The organism is Nonomuraea sp. NPDC000554, from assembly GCF_040300065.1.
GTDB lineage: Bacteria > Actinomycetota > Actinomycetes > Streptosporangiales > Streptosporangiaceae > Nonomuraea.
Map to the genome: position 1 here is coordinate 196592 of NZ_JBEPDC010000012.1, position 23235 is coordinate 219826.

General features: G+C 71.0%; 18 protein-coding genes. 13 read left to right on the plus strand and 5 right to left on the minus strand.

Going from position 1 to position 23235, the window contains the following annotated elements; all coding sequences use genetic code 11:
• Positions 1–9: 9 nt before the first annotated feature.
• From ABT294_RS23590 to gatB, 8 genes are all read left to right on the plus strand, one after another.
• On the plus strand, positions 10–429 hold the full coding sequence (locus ABT294_RS23590) for a hypothetical protein (protein ID WP_350808393.1): 420 nt from the start codon (positions 10–12) through the stop codon (positions 427–429).
• Positions 430–691: 262 nt separating this feature from the next.
• Positions 692–2851, plus strand: coding sequence for an NAD-dependent DNA ligase LigA (ligA, locus tag ABT294_RS23595; RefSeq protein WP_350808481.1), 2160 nt, complete (start codon positions 692–694; stop codon positions 2849–2851).
• A 107-nt stretch (positions 2852–2958) separates the two neighbouring features.
• Positions 2959–4752, plus strand: coding sequence for a CBM35 domain-containing protein (locus ABT294_RS23600; RefSeq protein WP_350808394.1), 1794 nt, complete (start codon positions 2959–2961; stop codon positions 4750–4752).
• Between the two features lie 204 nt (positions 4753–4956).
• Positions 4957–7029, plus strand: a complete 2073-nt coding sequence (locus ABT294_RS23605) for a putative bifunctional diguanylate cyclase/phosphodiesterase (protein ID WP_350808395.1) — start codon at positions 4957–4959, stop codon at positions 7027–7029.
• A gap of 49 nt (positions 7030–7078) precedes the next feature.
• Positions 7079–8515 carry an ATP-binding protein gene (locus ABT294_RS23610; RefSeq protein WP_350808396.1) on the plus strand — a complete coding sequence of 479 codons (1437 nt, stop codon included), beginning with the start codon at positions 7079–7081 and terminating at the stop codon, positions 8513–8515.
• Positions 8516–8612: 97 nt separating this feature from the next.
• The gene (gatC, locus tag ABT294_RS23615; protein ID WP_350808397.1) at positions 8613–8912 is read left to right on the plus strand and encodes an Asp-tRNA(Asn)/Glu-tRNA(Gln) amidotransferase subunit GatC; all 300 of its coding nucleotides are present in this window, start codon (positions 8613–8615) and stop codon (positions 8910–8912) included.
• On the plus strand, positions 8909–10399 hold the full coding sequence (gene gatA / locus ABT294_RS23620) for an Asp-tRNA(Asn)/Glu-tRNA(Gln) amidotransferase subunit GatA (RefSeq protein ID WP_350808398.1): 1491 nt from the start codon (positions 8909–8911) through the stop codon (positions 10397–10399). Before gatC ends, gatA begins: the two co-directional genes overlap by 4 nt.
• A gap of 8 nt (positions 10400–10407) precedes the next feature.
• Positions 10408–11895, plus strand: coding sequence for an Asp-tRNA(Asn)/Glu-tRNA(Gln) amidotransferase subunit GatB (gene gatB, locus ABT294_RS23625; RefSeq protein ID WP_350808482.1), 1488 nt, complete (start codon positions 10408–10410; stop codon positions 11893–11895).
• 24 nt (positions 11896–11919) lie between these two features.
• On the opposite strand, the gene ABT294_RS23630 is transcribed toward gatB, so the two are convergent.
• Positions 11920–12459: a TetR/AcrR family transcriptional regulator gene (locus ABT294_RS23630; RefSeq protein ID WP_350808399.1), complete on the minus strand. Its 540-nt coding sequence runs from the start codon at positions 12457–12459 to the stop codon at positions 11920–11922.
• A 96-nt stretch (positions 12460–12555) separates the two neighbouring features.
• Here ABT294_RS23630 and ABT294_RS23635 point away from each other — a divergent pair, with 96 nt between their 5' ends.
• Complete coding sequence (locus ABT294_RS23635) at positions 12556–13461, plus strand: TIGR03564 family F420-dependent LLM class oxidoreductase (protein ID WP_350808400.1); 906 nt, start codon at positions 12556–12558, stop codon at positions 13459–13461.
• Positions 13462–13652: 191 nt separating this feature from the next.
• Here ABT294_RS23635 and ABT294_RS23640 read toward each other — a convergent pair whose 3' ends face one another.
• The 3 genes from ABT294_RS23640 to ABT294_RS23650 are packed head-to-tail and all read right to left on the minus strand — an operon-like array spanning position 13653 to position 16663.
• Positions 13653–15182: a tripartite tricarboxylate transporter permease gene (locus tag ABT294_RS23640; protein ID WP_350808401.1), complete on the minus strand. Its 1530-nt coding sequence runs from the start codon at positions 15180–15182 to the stop codon at positions 13653–13655.
• Positions 15183–15692 carry a tripartite tricarboxylate transporter TctB family protein gene (locus ABT294_RS23645; protein ID WP_350808402.1) on the minus strand — a complete coding sequence of 170 codons (510 nt, stop codon included), beginning with the start codon at positions 15690–15692 and terminating at the stop codon, positions 15183–15185. It abuts the gene before it with no gap.
• The gene (locus ABT294_RS23650) at positions 15692–16663 is read right to left on the minus strand and encodes a Bug family tripartite tricarboxylate transporter substrate binding protein (RefSeq protein ID WP_350808403.1); all 972 of its coding nucleotides are present in this window, start codon (positions 16661–16663) and stop codon (positions 15692–15694) included. The genes ABT294_RS23645 and ABT294_RS23650 overlap by 1 nt, the downstream gene beginning before the upstream one ends.
• A gap of 138 nt (positions 16664–16801) precedes the next feature.
• Here ABT294_RS23650 and ABT294_RS23655 point away from each other — a divergent pair, with 138 nt between their 5' ends.
• From ABT294_RS23655 to ABT294_RS23665, 3 genes are all read left to right on the plus strand, one after another.
• A complete protein-coding gene (locus ABT294_RS23655; RefSeq protein ID WP_350808404.1) occupies positions 16802–18385 on the plus strand; it encodes an ATP-binding protein in 1584 nt (527 codons plus the stop codon).
• Positions 18382–19044, plus strand: coding sequence for a response regulator (locus ABT294_RS23660; RefSeq protein ID WP_350808405.1), 663 nt, complete (start codon positions 18382–18384; stop codon positions 19042–19044). The genes ABT294_RS23655 and ABT294_RS23660 overlap by 4 nt, the downstream gene beginning before the upstream one ends.
• Positions 19045–19137: 93 nt before the next feature.
• Entirely contained in the window at positions 19138–21120 is a 1983-nt protein-coding gene (locus ABT294_RS23665) for a VanW family protein (RefSeq protein ID WP_350808406.1), read from the plus strand.
• Here ABT294_RS23665 and ABT294_RS23670 read toward each other — a convergent pair.
• Positions 21110–22159: a PQQ-dependent sugar dehydrogenase gene (locus tag ABT294_RS23670; protein WP_350808407.1), complete on the minus strand. Its 1050-nt coding sequence runs from the start codon at positions 22157–22159 to the stop codon at positions 21110–21112. The two genes, ABT294_RS23665 and ABT294_RS23670, sit on opposite strands and share 11 nt — an antisense overlap.
• A 38-nt stretch (positions 22160–22197) precedes the next feature.
• On the opposite strand from ABT294_RS23670, the gene ABT294_RS23675 reads away from it, so the two are divergent.
• The gene (locus ABT294_RS23675) at positions 22198–23106 is read left to right on the plus strand and encodes a 2-hydroxyacid dehydrogenase (protein ID WP_350808408.1); all 909 of its coding nucleotides are present in this window, start codon (positions 22198–22200) and stop codon (positions 23104–23106) included.
• The last annotated feature ends 129 nt before the right edge of the window (positions 23107–23235 follow it).

The following is a 23235-nucleotide window of genomic DNA, read 5'->3' on the forward strand; positions in this document are numbered from 1 at the left end:
CTCCGGTTCATGATTTTTCGCACCGTAGCCGTGGGGGCGACCCTGCTGATCGCGTCCGCGGCGGTCGCCCTGCCCGCCGCGGCCTCCACCTCCGCCAATCCGGAGATCTGGAGCTGGGGCCCGATCCAGTCCGCCGACCGGGCGGGCAAGGCCAAGGGCAAGGTCGTCCTCGACCGGCCCGGGTTCGTGGTCAACGGCAAGCTGTACGACCTCCCCGGGCGCGAGGGCTGCTCGTGGCTGAGGTTCCGCTGGGTCAAGGAGGACAGTGGCAAGGGCGCCAAGACGTTCCACACCTGCTCCGGCACCAAGCAGTTCTCCTTCGGCACCGGCTACATGCTCTCCATCGAGGGCCAGGTGTGCCGGGGCGACTCCAAGAAGATCACCGGTAGGTGCTCGTCCTGGGACGGTGTCTGGGCTCAGGGCGGCTGAGTCTGTGCGGATCCCGCGCCCGCACCTCTCATCACTGGAAATTTCGGCAAAAAGTTGGATATGTCCAGGGCGAGGGTGGGGGCGACGGGAGGTGTTCCTGTCGGTGCGCGGCGATAGCGTTCTCCCAGGGTGTCGTACGGGGGTGTCGTACGAGTCGTACGGAAGGAGGCGCCGCGTGAGCGAGCGAAGCACCGAGATGGAGGGTGCGGTGACCGAGCCTGGCGTCGAGGGCGTCCCCGCGGGCGAGCCCAGCGTCGGGGGCATGCCGGTGACCGCGATGAAGCGGCACGCCGAGCTGAGCGAGCTGGTCGAGGAGGCGCGCTGGCGCTACTACGTGCTCGACCAGCCCACCGTCAGCGACGCCGAGTTCGACGCGTGGTTCGCGGAGCTGCTCGCGCTGGAGGAGCGGCATCCCTCGCTGCAGACCCCCGACTCGCCGACGCAGAAGGTCGGCGCGCCGGTCTCGGGTGACTTCGCCAAGGTGCAGCATCTGGCGCGGATGGAGAGCCTCGACAACGCCTTCACCGACGCCGACATGGCGGCCTGGCAGGTGCGCGCCGAGCGCCTGGCCGAGGGCGACCCCGGCCCGTACCTGTGCGAGCTGAAGATCGACGGCCTGGCCATCGCGCTCGTCTACCGCGACGGCAAGCTGGAGCGGGCCGCCACCCGGGGCGACGGCCGCACGGGCGACGACGTGACGGCGAACGTCCGCACGATCAAGGGCGTCCCGCACCGGCTGGCGGGCGCCGGCGTCCCCGGCCTGGTCGAGGTCAGGGGCGAGGTCTACATCCCGGTCAAAGACTTCGAGAAGCTCAACGAGCAGCTGGTCGAGCAGGGCAAGCCGCCGTTCGCCAACCCGCGCAACTCCGCGGCGGGCACGCTGCGGCAGAAGGACCCGCGGGTCACCGCCCAGCGCCCGCTGCGCATGATCGTCCACGGCATCGGCGTGTGGGAGGGGGCGGCGGAGCCGCGCGCCCAGTCCGACGTCTACGATCGGCTGCGCGAGTTCGGGCTGCCGGTCAGCGACCTGTACAAGGTGGTCGGCAGCCTCACCGAGATCAACGGGTTCATCGAGTTCTACCGGCAGCACCGGCACGACCCGCCGTACGAGATCGACGGGGTCGTGGTGAAGATCGACAGCTTCCGCACGCAGCGCGAGCTGGGCTCCACCTCGCGCGCCCCCCGGTGGGCGATCGCGTTCAAGTACCCGCCGGAAGAGGTCAACACCAAGCTGCTCGACATCCAGGTGGGGGTCGGCCGCACCGGCCGCGTCACGCCGTACGGGGTGATGGAGCCGATCGTCGTCGCGGGCTCGGAGGTCGAGCGTGCCACCCTGCACAACGCCGCGATCGTGGTCAAGAAGGGCGTGCTCATCGGCGACATCGTCGTGCTGCGCAAGGCCGGAGACGTGATCCCCGAGATCGTCGGGCCCGTCACGGCGCTGCGCAACGGCACCGAGCGCGAGTTCGTGATGCCCACGCACTGCCCCGAGTGCGGCACCGAGCTGGCCTACGAGAAGGAGGGCGACGCCGATCTGCGCTGCCCGAACGCCCGCTACTGTCCGGGGCAGATCCGCGAGCGGCTCTACTTCGCGGCCGCCCGCCGCGCTCTCGACATCGACGGCCTCGGGTACGTCGGCGCGACGGCGCTGAGCCAGCCGCTCCCGCCGCAGGATCCGGTCGTCCGCACCGAGGCCGACCTGTTCGACCTCACGCTGGAGCAGCTCATCCCGATCAGGTCTGTGGTCCGCGACCTCGACACCGGGCTGCCCAAGATCGATCCGAAGACCGGCGAGGAGAAGGTCGTCACGTTCTTCTCCAACGCCGACGGCGGGCCGAGCCAGAACGCCCTGACGCTCATCCAGCAGCTGGAGGAGGCCAAGGAGCGGCCGCTCGCGCAGGTCCTGCTGGCGCTGTCCATCCGGCACGTCGGCCCGGCCACGGCCCGGGATCTGGCCAACGCCACGCGCTCGATCGACGTCATCATGAACGCCTCCGAGGAGGAGCTGGCTGCCGTCCCGGGCATCGGGCCGCGGGTGGCGGCCACGATCCGGGAGTGGTTCGAGGTCGACTGGCACCGCGAGATCATCGAGCGGTGGCGGGCGGCCGGGGTCCGGATGGCCGACGAACCGGCTCCGGAGAAGGGCCCGCAGACCCTGGCGGGCCTCACCTTCGTGGTGACCGGCACCCTCGACGGGTTCACCCGCGACTCCGCCGCCGACGCTCTCACCAGCCGGGGCGGCAAGGTGGTCGGCTCGGTGTCGAAGAAGACGTCGTTCCTGATCGCGGGAGAGAGCGCGGGCTCCAAGTACGACAAGGCGGTCAGCCTGGGCGTCCCGATTCTCGACGAGGCGGGCTTCGGGATCCTACTCGACAAGGGGCCGGAGGCGGCCGCCGAGGTCGCGGTCAAGCCGGAGGAGTAAGGCGGCCCTTGACTGCCGTCAGCGCCGGTGGTGCTATCGGAATTAGTTAGGAAATCTTCCTATCGAATTCCGAACCAGCCTGGCCGGGCCGGGCGGAAGGGCAAGCCGTGCATCTCGCCAGATCGGGGTCGGTCCGTGCCGGGCTGGCCGTCCTCACCACGCTCGTCCTCGTGGTGTCCTCCCTCGCGGGCGTCGCCGCGCACGCCGCGACCAACCGGTACGAGGCCGAGAGCGCCACGATCTCCCGTGGCGTGCTGGAGACCACCCACACCGGGTACTCCGGCACCGGCTACGTGAACGGTGACAACGTCTCGGGCAGTTACGTCGAGTTCGCCGTCACGGCCCAGCGGGCGGGCACCGCGACCCTGGCCGTGCGGTACGCGAACGGCACCACCGCCAACCGTCCGGCCGACATCGCGGTCAACGGCGTCGTCGTGTCGGCGGCGCGTCCCTTCAACGCGACGGGGAACTGGGACACCTGGGCCACGTCCACGCTGACCGCGGCCATGCGGGCGGGGGCCAACACGGTCAGGGTCACCGCGACCACCGCCAACGGCAACCCCAACCTCGACTACCTGGAGGTCACCGCCTCCAGCACCCAGGACACCGACTACCAGGCCGAGACCGCCACGCTGTCGCAGGCCGCGGTCGCGACCAACCACACCGGCTACACCGGCACCGGCTTCGTCGACTACGTCAACACGGCGGGCGGCTACGTCGAGTGGACGGTCAACGCGCCCGCCGCCGGCAGCGCCACGCTGACCCTGCGCTACGCCAACGGAACGACGGCCAACCGGCCGCTGGAAGTCGCGGTCAACGGCGCCGTGGTCGCCGCGGGCAAGGCCTTCGCCCCGACGGCGAACTGGGACACCTGGGCGGACGTCCCGGTCACCGCGACCCTGGCGGCCGGGGCCAACACCGTCAGGGCCACCGCCACGGGCGCCACCGGCGGCCCCAACCTCGACAAGCTCACGGTGTCGATCAGCGGGCCGCCCGACACGCAGCCGCCCTCGGCTCCCGGCGCGCCCAGCCAGACCGCCATCACGTCCGGCAGCGTGACCGTGACCTGGGCCGTGTCCACCGACGACGTCGGCGTCGCCTTCTACGACCTGCACGCCGACGGGCGCGACTGCGGCACCGTCTCCGGCCAGGACACCACGGGCACCTGCACGGGGCTGGCCGCCGACGCCGACCACACGATCACCGTCACCGCCCGCGACGCCGCCGGGAACGTCTCCCCGCCGAGCCCGGCCCTCGCCGTCCACACTCCCGCCGCGCAGAACCCGTACGGCGACCCCAACCTGGTGTCCATGTTCGACGGCGCCACGCTCGACGGCTGGACCCCGCACGCCGCCGGGGGCTGGACCGTCAAGAACGGCGCCATCCACGGCACCGGCACGGCGGGCAGGGGGTGGATCTTCTACAACCGGGCCCAGGTCGGCAGCTTCCGGTGGATCTTCAACGTCCGGCAGGTGACGGGCGACCACGCGCCGACCGTGCTGATCTGGGGCACCACGGAGCCGATCCGCGACGCCCTCAGCGCGATCCAGTTCCAGCCGCCCAACGGCGGCCACTGGGACTACCGGCCGGGGCACAACAACGGCGGCGGCGACCTGTTCACCAGCTTCCCGCACACCAAATGGGACGTCCATAACTGGGCCCAGTGCGAGATCGTCGGCAACCAGGCCACCGGGCAGGCCAAGATGGCCTGCTGCCCGCTCGCGGCGGGCGCGCCGACCTGTGTCGCGGTGCCGGTGCTCGGCTTCAAGGACGTCACCGCCGGGCGGGTCGGCCCGCTGGCCATCCAGATCCACAACAGCGGCATCCAGGACGAGTACCGCAGCCTCTACGTGGAGTCGCCGGTCGTGATGCGCCCCGACGAGTTCATCACGACGGGCTAGCCGGCCGGGCCGCGGGCGCTTCCGGACCCCGGGAGCGCCCGCCTTACGGCCCGGACGGTCTACGGAGTGTTGCGTGAAGGCTACCGTGGGTGTTTTATGGGTATAAGTCCGAAACGAGAAGTGACGGAACGTACGCGCTTGGTTTCGCGAAGTGGGGTGAAGGTCGTACCCTCCCATAGTGACCTAATGGGGGTTCTGTTACTGATGACTGACCCAAGCGACACCCGCGACACAGGACCACGCGTGGGCACGCCCCTGTGGGCGTTCCTCGCGGGAGTCATCGCGATCGGCTGCACCGCCCTCGTCGTGGCGATGCTGCGGCTGGACCTCGCCGACCTGCTGGAACTGGCCAGGGGGCCGCTGTTCTGGGTGCTGGCGGTCCTGGTCATCCTGGGCGAGCTGAGGCCCGTGATGGTCTCCTCCGCCAGCGCGGTCGGCGGGACGTACCCGTCCACCATGTTCACTTTCGCCGTTCTTCTCCACTTCGGGCTGCCCGTCGCGGTGCTCATGCAGGCGGTGGGCGTCGCCATGAACGGCGTCGTGACCCGCAGGGCCTGGCATCGGGTGATGTTCAACATCGGCCAGTCGACGCTGGCGCTGACCGCCGCCACCGTGGTGCTCGGCCTCTTCGGGATCGTGCCCAGCCCCGCCGAGCCGTGGGTGCCCAAGGGCAGCGACCTGCTCGCGATCGCGCTGGCAGGGGTCGCCTACTTCGCCACCAGGGCCGCGCTCGTCTGCGGGGCCGTCGCGCTGCACGAGCGCAGGTCGATCGTGCGGGTGCTGAAGGCCACCGTCGGGCCGCAGAGCCTCGTCTACACCGCGCTGCTCGGCCTGGCCCCCGTGGTCGTGGTGGTCATGAACCACTCGCCGGGGCTGGTGCCCCTCTTCGTGGCGCCGCTGCTCGCGGTCTACTTCACCGCAACGCTGTCGATGCGCCGCGACCACCAGGCGCTGCACGACGAACTGACCGGGCTGCCCAACCGCAAGATGCTCATCGTGAGCACCGAGGAGGCGCTGGCGGAGTCCCGCCACGACGAGCGGGTCGGGCTGTTCCTGCTCGACCTCGACCGGTTCAAGGAGGTCAACGACACGATGGGGCATCCGGTGGGGGACCGGCTGCTGCAGATGGTCGCCCACCGCCTGACCCATTCCGTGCGTCCGGGCGACGTCGTGGCCCGCCTCGGGGGCGACGAGTTCGCCGTCCTGCTGCCCTCGATCAGGGACGCGCACGCCGCCCGCGAGGTGGCGGCCAGGCTGCGGGCCGCGCTGACCGAGCCGGTACGCCTGGAGGGCATGACGTTCGACCTCGACGCCTCCGTCGGCATCGCGCTCTACCCCGACCACGCCCCCGATTTCGAGCTGCTGCTCCAGCGCGCCGACGTCGCCATGTACCTGGCCAAGGAGGGACGGACCGGGGTCGAGCTGTACCAGCCCGACAAGGACCGCAACTCGCCCGAGCGGCTCAACCTGCTCGGCGACCTGCGCCGCGCCGTCGACAACGGCGAGCTCAAGCTGCACTACCAGCCCAAGGTCGCTCTCACCAACGGCACCGTGCACGGCGTGGAGGCGCTGCTGCGCTGGCGGCACCCGGTGCTCGGGCCGATCGCGCCGTCGGAGTTCATCCCGCTGGCCGAGCAGTCGTACCTGATGCGGCAGCTCACCGAGTACGTCATCGAGGCGGCTCTGGGGCAGGCGGACCGGTGGTGGCACGCGGGCCTGCGGGTGCCGATCTCGGTCAACATCTCCGCCCGCGACCTGCTCGGCTCGGCCCTGCCCGAGCAGCTGGAGGCGGGGCTGACGAAGTTCGGGCTGCCGCCGGAGGCCATCCAGCTGGAGGTCACCGAGCGCATCCTGATGGGCGACCAGGCCTACACGCACGAGACGATCAAGGCCCTGGCGGCGCTCGGCATCTCCCTGGCCCTGGACGACTTCGGCACCGGCTACTCCTCCCTGATCAGGTTGCAACGGCTGGCCGTCTCCGAAGTCAAGATCGATTCGTCGTTCGTCCGGCGCATCGCCGAGTCCCAGGACGACGACCGCATCGTCCGCTCCATCGTCGACCTCGTCCGCTCCCTGGGGCTGCGCTCGGTGGCCGAGGGCGTCGAGTCGGACGAGGTGGCCATGCGCCTGGCGGACATGGGCTGCGACCTGGGCCAGGGTTGGCTGTTCTGCGAGGCGATGCCCTCCGCCGACGCCACGGTCTGGCTGCGCGAGCACTTCGACGCCACACCGGGGGCGGGAGTCAACTACCGCACCGAAGTCACCCAGACGGCCTGAAGTATAGGAGTACACTTCGTCGAAGTACACTCCTATCTTTTGGGGTCCTGTGATCGCGAAGCCTGAGCGCATCTTCGCCCGCGACTTCGAGTGGCGGCACCTGGCGAGATTCGCGGCCAGGATCGGCCGGCGACCTCAGCTGGGAATCCTCAGCGGGCGGCGCCGCCAGGGAAAGACGTTCCTGGTGGAGGCACTCGCCAGGGAGACAGGGGGCTTCTACTTCGGGGCCACAGAGGCCACCGAGACGGAGTCGCTGAGCCTGTTCTCGTCCGCGCTGGCCGAGCACGTCGACGCCCCGGTGCCGTACCGGTTCGCGAGCTGGGACGAGGCGATCCGGCAGCTCTTCGCGATCAGCGCCGAGCGGCGCGAGGTGATGGTGATCGACGAGTTCCCCTATCTGAGCAAGGTCTCGCCTGCGCTCCCCTCGATCATCCAGCGGGAGATCGACCGTGCGATCGCCACGGACACCCCTGTCTCCCTGCTGCTGTGCGGCTCGGCGATGTCCGTCATGGGGCGCTTGCTGGCCGGGAACGCGCCACTGCGCGGCCGCGCTTCGCTGGAGCTTGTGGTGCGTCCGTTCGACTACCGTCTTGCGGCGAGATACTGGGGGCTGGATGACGCGCGGCTGGCCGTGCGGACCCATGCGGTGGTCGGCGGCACACCCGCCTACCTCCGGTTCGTCGACGGCGACACGCCCGCAGGCCCTGATGATTTCGACGACTGGGTGCAGCGTGCCGTCCTGGACCCGGGTACGCCGCTGTTCCGTGAAGCCCGCTACCTGCTGGAGGAAGAGGCGGACGTGCGCGACTCCGCCCTCTACCACTCCGTGCTCGCCGCCGTGGCGAACGGCAACGGTACCCGTGGCGGCATCGCGGCCTACATCGGACGCAAGGCCGCCGACATCGGCCACCATCTCAACGTGCTGGAGGACAGCTGCCTGCTGCGCAGAGAGCCGGACGCCTTCCGCTCCTCGCGCTCGGTCTACCACGTCAGCGAACCGTTGATCAACTTCTACCAGGTGGTCATGCGTCCCCGGTGGGGGTTGCTGGAGAGCGGCAGGGCGGCCGCCGTGTGGCAGGACTCTCGCAAGCGATTCGCCGACCAGGTGCTTGGGCCGCACTTCGAGGAGCTGTGCCGTCAGTTCGCCCGGGTCGAGGACGTCTTCGGGGAGTTGCCCGGCGAGGTGGGCGCGGGCGTGGTCGCCGACTCGGCGCGCCGCGAGCAGATCGAGGTGGACGTCGTCGTGTTCGCCCCCGCCCTGCCCGGCGAGCCTCGGCGGATCGTCTCGCTGGGTGAGGTGAAGTGGGGCAGGACGATGGGGGCCGTCCACGTCTCGCGCCTCAGGAGGGCCAGGGAGCTGCTCGCGGCCAAGGGGTACGACGTGCGTGACACCGTCCTGGCCTGCTACAGCGGGGTGGGGTTCGACGCGGCGCTGCGGTCGGAGCGGGACGTCCGGTGCGTCGGGCTGGGGGAGTTGTACGGGTGACCTGTGTTTCCAGGTGGTTAATGGTTCGGAGGCGTCCCGTCAAGGCCCCTAGGATGTGAGTGTCCAAACTCCATCCACGAAACGGGTTCAACGACTCATGTCCGCCATAACCCGCGACGAGGTCGCGCACCTGGCCCGGTTGTCCCGGCTGGCGCTCAGCGACGACGAACTCGACCACTACGCCACGCAGCTCGATGCCATCATCGAGTCCGTCGCCAAGGTAGCCGAGGTCGCCGCCGAAGACGTCCCACCTTCGTCGCACGCGCTCCCGCTGACCAATGTCTTCCGTGCCGACGAGGTGCGACCGTCCTTGACGCCCGAGCAGGCCCTGTCCGGCGCTCCCGCCGTCGAGGACGACCGCTTCCGGGTGCCGCGCATCCTGGGGGAGGAGGCATGAGTCTGATCAACAAGACCGCCGCCCAGCTGGGTGAGCTGATCGCCAAGGGCGAGGTGTCCGCCGTCGAGGTCGCCGAGGCCCACCTCGACCGGATGGCCGAGGTCGAGCCCAAGATCCAGGCGTTCCTGCACGTCGATCGTGAGATCACGCTCGACCAGGCGCGGGCCGTCGACGCGCGGCTGCGGGCAGGGGAGAAGCTCGGGCCGCTGGCCGGGGTCCCGATCGCGCACAAGGACATCTTCAGCACCAACGACATGCCGACCACGGCCGCGTCCAAGATCCTGGAGGGGTGGCGCCCGCCGTTCGACGCGACGGTCACCCGCCGCCTGCGCGAGGCCGGCCTGGTCATCCTGGGCAAGACGAACCTGGACGAGTTCGCCATGGGCTCCTCCACGGAGAACTCCGCCTACCAGGTGACCCGCAACCCGTGGGATCTGGGCCGGATCCCCGGCGGTTCCTCCGGCGGCTCCAGCGCCGCGGTGGCGGCCTACGAGGCGCCGCTGTCCACCGGCACCGACACGGGCGGCTCCATCCGGCAGCCCGCCGCGGTCACGGGCATCGTGGGCATGAAGCCCACCTATGGTGGCTCGTCCCGCTTCGGGCTGATCGCGTTCGCCAGCTCGCTCGACACGCCCGGCCCGTTCGCCAGGAACGTCCTCGACGCGGCGCTGCTGCAGGAGGCGTTCTCCGGCCACGACCCGCTCGACTCCACCTCCATCGACGCGCCGGTGCCCTCGGTGGTCGAGGCCGCCAGGAACGCCGACATCGCCGGCATGCGGATCGGCGTCGTCAAGGAGTTCGGCGGCGAGGGCTACCAGCCCGGCGTGCTGGCCCGCTACAACGAGGCCGTCCAGCTGCTGGAGTCGCTCGGGGCGAAGGTCGTCGAGATCTCCTGCCCGTCGTTCGTGACCGCACTGCCGGCCTACTACCTGATCGCGCCGTCCGAGTGCTCGTCCAACCTGGCCCGCTTCGACGCCATGCGGTACGGCCTGCGCGTCGGCGACGACGGCACCCGCAGCGCCGAGGAGGTCATGGCCCTGACCCGGGCCGCCGGCTTCGGTCCCGAGGTCAAGCGGCGCATCATGCTCGGCACGTACGCGCTGTCGAGCGGCTACTACGACGCCTACTACGGGCAGGCGCAGAAGGTCCGTACGGTCATCTCCCGCGAGTTCGAGGCCGCCTTCCACCAGGTGGACGTCCTGGTCTCGCCGACGACCCCGACCACGGCGTTCCCGATCGGCGAGCGTGCCGACGACCCGATGGCCATGTACCTGGCCGACCTGTGCACGATCCCGTCCAACCTGGCGGGCAACGCGGCCATCTCGGTGCCGTGCGGCCTGGCCGACGAGGACGGCCTGCCGGTCGGCCTGCAGATCATGGCCCCGGTGCTGGGCGACGACCGCTGCTACCGGGTCGGCGCCGCCGTCGAGAAGGCCCTGGAGAGCCGCTGGGGCGGCCCGCTGCTGAAGGAGGCTCCGGCACTGTGACCACGATGATGGCCTACGACGAGGCGCTCGACCGGTTCGAGCCGGTGCTCGGGCTGGAGACCCACGTCGAGCTCGGCACCGCGTCCAAGATGTTCTGCGGCTGCCGCACGACGTTCGGCGCGCCGCCCAACACGCAGGTCTGCCCGACCTGCCTGGCGCTGCCCGGGTCGCTGCCCGTCGCCAACGCCCAGGCGATCGAGTCGACGATCCGCATCGGCCTGGCGCTGAACTGCTCCATCGCTGAATGGTGCAGGTTTGCCCGGAAGAACTACTTCTATCCGGACATGCCGAAGAACTACCAGATCTCGCAGTACGACGAGCCGCTCTGCTTCGACGGCTACCTCGACGTCGAGGTCAACGGCGAGACCGTGCGGATCGAGATCGAGCGGGTCCACCTGGAGGAGGACACCGGCAAGTCCACCCACATGGGCGGCGCCACCGGGCGCATCCACGGGGCCGACTACTCGATCGTCGACTACAACCGGGCCGGCATTCCGCTGGTCGAGATCGTCACCAAGCCCATCCCCGGCACCGACCGGCTGGCGCCCGAGGTGGCGAAGGCCTACGTCACCGAGCTGCGCGAGATCATGCGCTCGCTGGGCGTCTCCGACGTGCGGATGGAGGAGGGGTCGCTGCGCTGCGACGTCAACGTCTCCCTCATGCCGCGCGGCTCGTCCGAGTGGGGCACCCGCACCGAGACCAAGAACGTCAACTCGCTGCGCAGCGTCGAGCGGGCGGTGCGCAGTGAGATCGAGCGGCAGGCCGCGGTCCTCGCCGACGGCGGCCGGATCGTGCAGGAGACCAGGCACTTCCACGAGGACTCCGGCACCACCACGTCCGGCCGGTCCAAGGAGGAGGCGCAGGACTACCGGTACTTCCCCGAGCCCGACCTGGTGCCGATCGCGCCCGACACCGCCTGGGTGGCCGAGCTGAAGGCGAAGCTGCCCGAGCTGCCGTCGGTCAAGCGCAAGCGGCTGCAGGCCGAGTGGGGCCTGTCTGACCTCGACATGCAGGCCATGCACAACGCCGACGCGATCGACCTGGTCGAGGCCACGGTCACCGCGGGCGCGCCGGCCGCCGACGCGCGCAAGTGGTGGATGGGCGAGCTGGCGCGGCGCGCCAACGAGACCGGCGTGGCGCTGGCCGACCTGCCCATCACGCCCGCACAGATCGCCCGCGTCACCGAGCTGGTGGCCACCGGGGCGCTCAACGACAAGCTCGCCCGCGAGGTGCTCGAGGGTGTGCTGGCCGGGGAGGGCACGCCCGACGAGGTGGTCGAGAAGCGCGGCCTGCAGATCGTCAACGACGAGGGCGAGCTGGCGGCCATCATCGACGAGGTCCTGGCAGGCAACGCCGACGCCGCCGAGAAGGTCCGCTCCGGCAAGATCGCCGCGGTGGGTGCGCTGGTCGGGGGCGTGATGAAGGCCAGCCGTGGCAAGGCCGACGCGGCCCGCGCCCGCGTGCTGATCCTGGAGAAGCTGGGCGTCTCCGAGTAGGTTCCGCCGCTTTCAGGGGCTCTGTCACTTCGGTGGCGGGGCCCCTTCGCGTTTCTCCGGGGTCACCAGTGCCAGGAGGCGGTCGATGAGGTGTTCGTCCTCCGGTGACTGTTCCGCGGCCCAGCCGATGGCGTTGGCCAGCTTGAGGAGATCGGCGACGGCGACGTGCGAGGGGGCCGTGCGGGCCAGGAGCGCCTCGCCGGTCGCCAGGATGTCGTCGTGGCAGGCCGCCAGCGCGGGGGCCGCGCCCGCCATCTCGATCGCGACCAGCCCGCGCATCGCCGTCGCGTGCACCGCAACCGCCCGCAGCCACGTCCGCAGGGCCTGGTCCGGTGCGGGGTGTTCCAGCAGTTCCCGTCCCCGGGCGCAGAGCGCCTCCACGTCGTCCCTGATGACCGCGACCAGCAGGTCCTGCAACGAGGGGAAGTGCCGGTAGAGCGTCCCGGCTCCGACCCCGGCCCGCTGGGCGATCTGGTTGAGGGACGCGCCGGGGCCGTGCTCGGTGAGGACCTCCCGGGCGACCTCCATGATCCGCTCCCGGTTGCGACGAGCGTCGGCACGCATGGGACTCCCGAAGTTGCTAAGCGGAGAAGCTCTCCATATCCTAGCCGAACAGAAACCGGAGAGGTTCTCCGGTTCTGTTTTGGAGGAGGAGACCACATGCGCATCGGAATCTCCATCGGCGACGTGCGCGGCCCCGCGACCCTGGACGAACTGGCCGCCCAGGTGCGCACGGCGGCCGAGCTGGGCTTCGACACCGCCTGGTCAAGCCAGGCGTTCGGCTGGGACGCCCTCACCTCGCTCGCCGTCGTCGGCAGCCAGGTGCCGCGCATCTCGCTGGGAACCGCTGTGGTCCCCGTGCCGCAGCGGCACCCGCTCGTCCTGGCCGGTCAGGCCCTGAGCGTCCAGGCGGCCACCGGCAACCGCCTCACGCTCGGCATCGGGGCGGGTATCGGGGCGATGGTCCGGACGATGTACGGGCTTCCCGCCGACCGTCCCGTCGCCCGCATGCGGGAGTACCTGACCGTCCTGGCCCCGCTCCTGCGCGGCGAGACCGTCGAGCACCGGGGCGAACTGCTCACCGCCTCCGGGGCCGCGGCGGTGCCCGGCGCCGAACCGCCGCGGGTGCTCCTGGCGGCGCTCGGCCCGGCCATGCTCCGGCTGGCGGGCGAGCACGCCGACGGCGTCGTGACCTGGATGACCGGCCCCAGGACGCTCGCCGAGCACATCGTGCCGTCCGCCACCAAGGCGGCCGAGTCCGCGGGACGTCCCGCGCCGCGCGTGGTGGCCGGGCTCGTCGTCTGCGTCACGGGCGACGAGACGGGCGTGCGGGGTCGTGTCGCGGAGGCGTTCGCGCTGGCGGGGCAGGTGCCCGAGTACCGCGCGATGCTGGACAGAGAGGGCGTCGCCGGGCCTCAGGACGTGGTCATCGTGGGGGACGAGACGGCTGTGGCCGTCCAGCTCGCCAGGCTGGCGGACGCCGGCGTCACGGACTACCTCGCCTCGCCGTTCGGCACCCCGGAGGAGCAGGACCGCACCACACGCGCCCTCGCGGCCCTCCTGTGACCCAGCGTCTGTTCTGGGCGGTCAGGCTTCGAGACGGGCGAGAACGGACACAGGGGCCGCCCGGCGACGCCGGTGGCGGCGGTGACGGGGGGTGCCCCCCGCACGGCGCGGCCCGAGCCGGTTCGCGCGTGGCGCGCTCGTCGTGCGGGCCATGCCGTTGAGCCCCCGGCCTCCAAGCGGAGGCCGGGGGGTCAGTGCTGGTTGGTCTCCTCTCGGGAGGCCGGGGCTTCGGCGGTTCGGCGGGCCAGGAGCTTCCTGAAGAGCGGGGTCAGCAGGGCCCCCGCCGCCAGGAGCAGCAGGATCACCGCCATCGGGCTGCTGACCAGGACGGTCACGTCGCCCGCGCCGATCGCCAGCGCCCGCCTGAGCTGGATCTCCGCCATCGGCCCGAGGATCAGGCCGATCACGGCGGGCGCGATGGGCAGGCCGAAGCGCCGCATCGCGAATCCCAGCATGCCGAGCACGAAGAGCACGATCAGGTCGACGACCGTCCCGTTCAGCGCGTAGACGCCGAGCGCGGCGAACAGCACGATCCCGGCGTACAGGTACGGACGGGGGATGCGCAGCACCCGCGCCCACAGCGGCGCCAGCGGCAGGTTCAGCACGAGCAGCATCGTGTTGCCGATGAACAGCGACGCGATCATGCCCCAGACCAGGGCCGGGTTGTGGTCGAACAGCTGCGGGCCCGGCTGCAGGCCGTACTGCTGGAAGGCGGCGAGCATGATCGCGGCCGTCGCGGACGTGGGCAGCCCCAGCGTGAGCAGCGGCACCAGGGTGCCCGCGGCGGAGGCGTTGTTGGCCGCCTCCGGCCCTGCCACGCCTTCGATGGCGCCCTTGCCGTACTCCTCGCGGGCGACGCCGCGCGCCAGCCGCTGCTCGGTCGCGTACGACAGGAACGTGGGGATCTCCGCGCCGCCGCCGGGCAGCGCGCCGAACGGGAAGCCCAGGGCGGTGCCCCGCAGCCACGGCAGCCACGACCTGCGCCAGTCGGCCTTGCCCATCCAGGCCCGGCCCACCGGCACCACCTCGGGTGTCGAGTGCCGCAGCCGCGAGGCCACGTACAGGGCCTCGCCGAGGGCGAACAGGCCGACGGCGACGATCACCACGTCCACGCCGTCGAGCAGTTGCGGGACGCCCAGCGTCAGGCGTGCCTGCCCGGTCTGCTGGTCGATCCCGATCAGCCCGATGACCAGGCCGATCCCCAGCGACGCGAGGCCGCGCACGATGGAGCGCGACAGCACCGACGACACCGCGGTGAAGGCCAGGACGGCCAGCGCGAAGTAGTCGGCGGGGCTGAACGAGATGGCGAAGCTCACCACCGCGGGCGCCGCCACGACCAGCAGCGCGGTCGCGATGGTGCCCGCCACGAACGAGCCGATGGCGGCCGTGGCGAGGGCCTGTGCCGCCCTGCCGCGCCTGGCCATCTTGTTGCCCTCCAGCGCGGTGATCATCGAGGACGACTCACCGGGCGTGTTGAGCAGGATGGACGTGGTGGATCCGCCGTACATGCCGCCGTAGTAGATCCCGGCGAACATGATGAAGGCGCTGGTCGGAGGGACGGTGAAGGTGATCGGCAGCAGCAGCGCGACGGTCATGGCCGGGCCGATGCCGGGCAGCACGCCGACCAGCGTGCCGAGGGTGACGCCGATCAGTGCGTACATCAGGTTGACCGGGGTGAGCGCCGCGGCGAACCCGTCCATCAGGAGCTGGAACGACTGCACCTAGAGCACCCCCTGCAGCAGCCCGCCGGGCAGCGTGACGCCCAGGCCCTTCACGAACAGCAGGTACGTGACGAGCCCGACGATCACGCCGACCACCGCCGCGCGCACCTTGTGCTCGGCGCCCAGGGCCAGTGACAGGCCGAAGAACAGCAGGCTGGCGGCGATGACCCAGCCGAGCGGGTTCAGCAGCGCCGTGAAGGCCAGGAAGATGCCGCTCACCAGGCCGACGCTGCGCCAGTCGGCGGGTGCGTCGACGTCCACGTCCTCGCTCTCCTCGGGGTCGCCCCGGCCGCCGCGCAGCACGTCGGCCACGTAGAACAGGCCGATGACGATCATGGAACCGCCCACCAGCATCGGGAAGAACCGCGGCCCGAGACCGAGCTGGGAGGCGGCGGCGGAGACGTCCAGCGTGCCGAGCACGACGAAGACGCCCAGGCCGAGCACCACCAGCGCCAGCCCCAGCTCGGGCCGCCACCATCGCCGCTTCGCGACGTCCTGAGGCGTGGACATCAGGAGACGACGCCCAGTTCGGCGATGATGCCCTTGACCCGGGTCTCCTCGGAGGTGAGGAAGTCGGTGAACTGCTGGCCGGTCTGGAACGAGTCGATCCAGCCGTTCTTGGCCACCGCGTCCTTCCACGTCTGCGAGTCGTGCATCTTGGTCACCAGGTCGGTCAGGGCCTTCTTGTCGGCGTCGCTGAGCCCGCCGGGGGCGACGAAGCCGCGCCAGTTGGCCAGCTCCACGTCCAGGCCGCCCTCCTTGATGGTGGGCGCGTCGAGTTCGGCGATGCGCTGGGCGGAGCTGACGCCGAGCGCGCGCAGCTTGCCGGACTTGACGTGCTCGGCGAACTCGCCGGCGCCCGAGATGCCCGCTGTCACGTTGTTGCCGAGCAGCGCGTTGAGCGCCTCACCGCCGCCGGAGTGCGCGATGTAGTTGACCTGCTTCGGGTCCACGCCCGCGGCCTTGGCCATCAGTCCGGCCAGGATGTGGTCGGTGCCGCCGGCGGAGCCGCCCGCGATGGAGACCTTCTTCGGGTCGGCCTTCCAGGCGGCGACGAGGTCGGCCAGCGACTTCAGCGGCGAGTTAGCCGGGACGACGACGAGCTCGTACTCCTCGGTCAGCTTGGCGATCGGCGTCGTCTGCGCCAGCGTGACCTTGGACTTGTTCTGCTCGATGGCTCCCACCATGACCAGGCCCATGGTCATCAGCAGGTTGCCGTTGCCGTTCTCGCCCGCGAGCTGCGCCAGGCCGATCGTGCCACCGGCGCCGGGCACGTTGAAGACCTCGACCTTGCGCTTGGGATCGGCGGACTTGAGGGCCTGCTCGGCGGTGCGCGACGTCTGGTCCCAGCCGCCGCCGGGCGCGGCGGGCGCCATGATGCGCAGCGCGCTGGTGCCTCCGCCGGAGGAGCCGGTGTCGCCGCAGCCGGTCAGCGCGGCGACGGAGAGCGCCGCGAGAGCGGCGAGTATGCGCAGACGCATGATCACTCCAAAGGGGGGATTTTCACGTTGTGAAATCTGGATGGTGAGGTGGGCACCCCCACGGAGTCGAGGGTTTGTGTGATTGCCGCCATATAGGTCGTATTGGTCGCGACCCCGCCGTGACCTGGGCATGTTTCCATGAGCCAGGTGAGACGGGTTATTGACGCCTCCCTGGGGACCCAGCTGTTCGTCCTCCAGATGGTGATCGTGCTGCTGGCCGTCGGCGGCACGGCCGGCGTGTGGGCCAAGCACACGCGCAGCCAGCTCGACTCGCTGCACCAGCAGCGGGCGCTGGCCATCGCGCAGGCGGTGGCGGGGCTCCCTCAGGTGCGCGACGCCTTCAACATGAAAAATCCGGAATCGGTGCTGCAGCCGCTCGCCATGAGCGTCCAGGCCGAGACGGACGCCGACTACGTGGTCATCGCCAACGCCTCGCAGACCCGCTACGCCCACCCCAACACCGCCCTGATCGGCAAGAAGCTGTCGACCGACGGCACCAGCGTGCTCAGGAGCGGCAGGAGCTGGGTCGGCACCGAGACGGGCACGATCGGCACCACGGTCAGGGGCAAAGCGCCGATCTTCGACGAGTACGGGCGGGTCATCGGCCTGGTGTCGGTCGGCGTCCTGCAGACCACGGTCAACAGCCAGGTCGCGGGGGCGCTGCCGCCGCTGTTCTGGACCGCGCTGGCCGTCCTGCTCATCGGGCTGACGGGAGCCGCGTTGATCACCGCGCGGGTGCGCAGGCAGACGTTCGGCCTGGAGCCGCGCGAGATCGCCGGGCTGCTGGAGCAGCGCGAGGGCGTGCTGCACGGCGTCAAGGAGGGCGTGCTCGCGCTGGACCTCGCGGGCCGGGTGACGCTGGTCAACGACGCGGCCCGCGAGCTGCTCGGCGACGTCGGCGCCGACCTGACCCAGATGCCGGTCTCCGACCGCATGCGCGACGTGCTGGGCGGTGCCGACCCCGGCGAGGACCGCGTCGTCCTGCACCGCGACCGGGTGCTGGTGCTCAACCGCACCCCGGTGTCGGTACGCGGCCAGCATCGCGGCTGGGTGGTGACCTTGCGCGACCGCACCGAGCTGGTCCGGCTGGCCCGCGAGCTGGACGACACCAGCAGCGCCACCGAGGCCCTGCGCGCCCAGGCGCACGAGTTCGCCAACCGCATGCACACCGTGGTCGGCCTGCTGGAGCTGGGCGAGCACGAGGCCGCCATCAGCTTCATCACCCGCACCACCCGCAGCGCGTACGCCACCGGCCTGCGCGAACGCGTCCAGGACCCGACGCTGGCCGCGCTGCTGCTCGCCAAGTCGGCCGAGGCGGCGGAGCGCGGCGCCCGGCTGGTCCTCTCGGACGACTCGGACGTGCCGCGAGGGGCGCTCGGCGACCCGCAGGACGCGGTCCTGGTCGTCGGCAACCTGGTGGCCAACGCGATCGACGCGCTCGACGGAGTGGAGGGGACGATCGAGGTATCGGTGCGGGCCGGCGCGGAGGGCCTGCACGTCCGGGTCGGCGACTCGGGCCCCGGCATCGCGCCCGAGCTGGTCGAGGAGGTCTTCAGGGAGGGCTTCACCACCAAGGCGGCCCATTCGGGCCCGCGCGGCCTCGGCCTGGCCCTCACCAGGCAGGCGTGCCTGCGCAGGGGCGGCTGGGTGCGGGTGCGCAACGCCGACGGCGCGGTCTTCACGGCCCTGCTGCCGACGCCGGTCGGGGCGGTGACCACGTGAGCGAGGTGCGGGTGCTCGTCGTGGACGACGACTTCATGGTGGCCCGCATCCACAGCGGCTACGTGGCGCGGGTGCCGGGCTTCCGGGTGGTGGCGTCGGCGCACAACGGCGAGGACGCGCTCGCCGCGGCGGCCGAGCTCCGGCCCGACCTGGTGCTGCTCGACATCTACCTACCTGACATGTCCGGGTTGGAGGTGCTGAAGGCGCTGCACGACGTGGACGTCCTGATGATCAGTGCCGCCCGTGACGTCCCGACGGTCAGGGAGGCGATGCGCGGCGGCGCGGTCGGCTACCTGATCAAGCCGTTCACCGCGATCGCCCTCGCCGACCGGCTCAAGCAGTACGCCGACACCAGGAAGCAGCTCACCGCGATCGGCCCGGAGGCCCGCCAGGACGACGTGGACCGGCTCTTCGGCACGCACACGGCCGCCGCGTCGCTGCCGAAAGGACTGTCCCCGGCGACGTGCGCCCTGGTGGCGGAGACGCTGCGGGAGGCCGGCCGCGACCTGTCGGCGTCCGAGACGGCGGAGCTCGCCGGGCTGTCCCGGGTGAGTGCGCGCCGCTATCTGGAGTACCTGTGCGTGGCGGGACGCGCGGAGCTCCGGCCCAGGTACGGAACCGCCGGACGACCCGAACATCGCTATCAGTGGCTAGGTTGACACCCTTCCGTAGCCATTTCTGGTGACATATAGGGATGCTTCTGCCTTACTGTTGCCTGAAGATGTGGCTGCGGAGCGGGAGGAGATTGAGGCGTGCGTAACGCCGGACCGATCGAATCGCCGACCGACCCGTTCTCCTCCGTGCCGCTGCCCACGCGCGGCGCCAACAGGAAACCGAAGGTCGAGGGCCTTCCACCGGGCGTGTCGCGCGACATCTTCGGCCCGAACGGCCAGCCGGAACCGCCGTCGCAGGCCCCGGGCGGCCAGGGCGGCGGGCTGCCACCCGTGGCCCCGCCGCCGCAGCCGTGGCCGATGCGCGAGGGACAGGCCCAGGAGCCGATCGCGCCCGCCCCCGTGTTCGGCCTGTCGGGCCCGCCGGAGCGGCTGCCCGCCTTCATCGACCCCGAGCCGCCACGCCGCCGGCGCCTGCTGCCCGCCATCGCCATGCTCGTCGTGGTGCTGGCCGCGCTGGCGTACGTGGTGCCCGCGGTGCTCATGTCCGGCTCGGTGCTGCGCGGCACCCGCGTCGCGGGCGTCGACATCGGCGGGCTGACTGTCACGCAGGCCGCGGACAAACTCCGCAGCGAACTGGCCTCCAAGCTCAACAAGCCCGTCGTCGTCGACATCGGCGGGCGCAAGGACACCATCCAGGCCGACGAGGCGGGCCTCGAACTCGACGTGGTCGCCACGATCGGGCAGGCGTCCAGCGGCTTCCCCTCTCCCATGGAGGTGTGGCGGGGGCTGACGGGCACCACCGACCTGGACCCGAAGGTGACCATCGACACCTCCCAGCTCACCAGGACCGTGGAGGGGATCGCCGAGTCCGTCGACAAGGCGCCCCGCGAGGGCCGGGTCGCCTTCAACGGCGTGAGGCCCGTCGCGCGAGCCCCCCACGACGGCGTCCTGCTCGACCGGGCTGACGCGGTCAGGGTGATCAGCGACGCGTTCCTGCACGCGCGGAACACCGCCGCGCTCACCCTCAGGCCCGCCAAGCCCGAGACCACGCTCACCGCCGTCAGGCGGGCCCAGGCGGACGCCAAGCGGGCCGTCGCCGGGCCGGTCACGCTGACCGCGGGCACCAAGCAGGTCCAGCTCCCCGCCGCCACCATCGCGAAGCACCTGTCCTTCGTCTCGGACGGCAAGGGCGGCCTGGAGCCCCAGTTCGACGCCAAGGGCGCGATCGCCACGGTGGAGAGCCACCTGATCGACGCCGCCCAGGCGCCGCGCGACGCCACGTACGAGATCGTGAACGGCACGCCGACGCTCGTCTCCGCCCGCCGCGGCAGGGGAGTGGACGACAAGCGGCTCGCCCGCGACATGGCCAAGGCGCTCACCACGAGAGGCAACCGCGTCGTCCCCGTCGCGCTCGCCGCCGTCACGCCCGAGGTCACCACCGAGGAGGTGAGCGGCCTCGGCATCAAGGAGAAGGTGGCCGACTTCACCACCCCCTTCGACTGCTGCCAGCCGCGCGTCACCAACATCAGGCAGATGGCGACCCAGCTCGACGGGCAGATGGTGAAGCCGGGCGACACGTTCTCACTCAACGAGGCGCTGGGCGAGCGGACGGTCGAGGGCGGCTACGTCATGGCCCCGCAGATCGTCGGCGGCCGGCAGGTGCAGATCGTCGGAGGCGGCGGCTCGCAGTTCGCCACTGCCCTGTACAACGCGGCCTACTTCGCCGGCTTCGAGGACGTCGAGCACACGCCGATGGACTACCACGACACCCGCTACCCGGCGGGACGCGACGCCGCGCTGCTCTACCGGGACCTGGACCTGAAGTGGCGCAACGACTCCGACTACGGCGTGCTGATCAAGACGGAGTCCACCGCCACCTCGGTCACCGTCACGCTGTGGAGCACCAAGCGCTACGACAAGGTCGAGGCGGTCGAGTCGGACAAGCGGAACTTCACCCCGTTCCGCCGCGAGTCCGGTACCGGCCCCGCCTGCCGGCCCGTGACGGGACAGCAGGGCTTCACGATCGACGTCACCCGCGTGATGTACGCCGACGGCAAGGAAGCCAAGCGGGACAAGAAGCAGACCACCAAGTACCGGCCGCAGGCGCAGATCACCTGCTAGGAGTGACCGACAGGATCCGGTCGTCGCCCTGCCTCGGCGTGCCCCTGCCGTCCTTGTTGCTGGTCGACACCCAGAGCGTGCCGTCGGGGGCGGGGGTCACCGCGCGGAGCCTGCCGTACCGGCCGGTGAAGTGCGCGACCGGGGTGCCTGCGGAGCCGTCACGACCCAACGGGATCTGCCACAGGCGCTCGCCGCGCAGCGCGGCCATCCACAGCGAGCCGTCGGCGTAGGCCAGCCCGGACGGGGACGCCTCGGACGTGGGCCAGGTGAGGACCGGGTTCACGTAGGCGGGGTTGTCGCCGCGCCCCTCGACCTCCGGCCAGCCGTAGTTGCCGCCCGGCTTGATCAGGTTGAGCTCGTCGTAGGTGTTCTGGCCGAACTCCGAGGCGTACATCCTGCCCGACGGGTCCCAGGCGAGCCCCTGGACGTTGCGGTGGCCGTAGCTGTAGACGAGCGTCCCGAAGGGGTTGCCGGGGGCGGGCGCGCCGTCGGTGGTCATGCGCAGGATCTTGCCGGCGAGCGACCCGCGCTCCTGGGCGAGCCCGTCCTGGCCGGTCTCGCCGGTGCCCGCGTACAGGTAGCCGTCGGGGCCGAAGGCGAGCCGGCCGCCGTTGTGTATGGCTCCCTTGGGGATGCCGTGGACGATCACCTTGGCCTCGTCCAGGCGGTCGCCGGTGAGGCGGTAGCGGACGATCCGGTTGTCGTCGGCGGCGGTGAGGTAGAGGAAGACCTGGTCGCCCTTGGCGGCCACGCCGAGCAGGCCGCCCTCGCCCTCGGGGCTGACCTCGGCGACCTTCCCCAGGTCGGTCACCTTGCCGGCCTGACTCACTCTGAGCAGCCGGGCGGAGTCACGCTCGGTCACCAGCGCGTCGCCGCCGGGCAGGAAGGCGATCCCCCACGGCACGGCCAGCGCGGTCGCCACGGATCTCGGCTCGCCCGGTGGAGGCGCGGCGGGCACTGTGCTGTCCGCCGAAACCCCGCCCGCGGTGGAGCAGGCGGTGACCCCGGCGAGAAGCATGATCATCAAGAGTGTCCTCATGTGCACCATACTTCCCCGGGAGTCGTAAGGTTCTCGGCATGAAGACCTGGGTCCCGTCCGACGCGTTCGCCGAAGTCCTGTCCGATCTGCCCGGCGTCGAGTGCGCCGTGTACGACGGCACCGGGCCGCTGCCCGAGGGCATCGACGAGGTCGAGGTCTGGGTCACACCGCTCCTCACCGTGCCCGACGTGCCCGGAACGCTGGCCAGGATGACCTCGCTGCGGCTCCTGCAGACCGTCACCGCGGGCGTGGAGCCGTACCGGCCGTACCTGCCCGAGGGGGCGGTGCTGTGCAACGCGCGCGGCGCGCACGACGCGGGAACCGCCGAATGGGCGGTCGGCGCGATGATCGCGGTGCTGCGGGAGTTCCCCGGCTTCCGCGACGCGCAGCGGCGCGGTCAGTGGACCTACCACCACACGGGCGTGCTCGCCGACTCCACCGTGCTGATCGTCGGCTACGGGTCCATCGGGGCGGCGCTGGAGAGGCGCCTCGACGGGTTCGAGGTCGAGGTCGTCAGGGTCGCCAGGAGCGCGCGCGAGGGCGTCCACGGCATGGACGAGCTGCCCGCGCTGCTGCCGGAGGCCGACGTCGTGGTGCTGCTCGTGCCCGCCACCCCCGACACCGCCGACATGGTCGACGCCGCCTTCCTGGCCCGGATGAAGGACGGCGCGGTGCTCGTCAACGCCGCCAGGGGCGGGATCGTCGACACAGATGCCCTGGTTTCTGAGCTGAAGACCGGTAGGCTGCGCGCAGCGCTGGATGTGACCGCGCCGGAGCCGCTGCCCGAGGGCCACCCCCTCTGGAGCGCCCCCGGTGTCCTGATCACCCCGCACGTCGCCGGCAGCACCCCTGCCTCCGCCCGGCGCCAGCTGCGGCTCATCCGCTCGCAGCTCCTGCGATACCTCGCCGGTGAGCAGCTCAACAACGTGATCACCGAAGCGTACTGAGAGGATTCCGGACCGTGGCTGGTCCGTGACCTGCGGTGCGTACGGTTGCGTCTACTGAGAATTCCTGACTCACTGTCAAGTAAATCTTCGTGACCAATGGTCTGTGTGGTTATCAGATCGGTGACGACA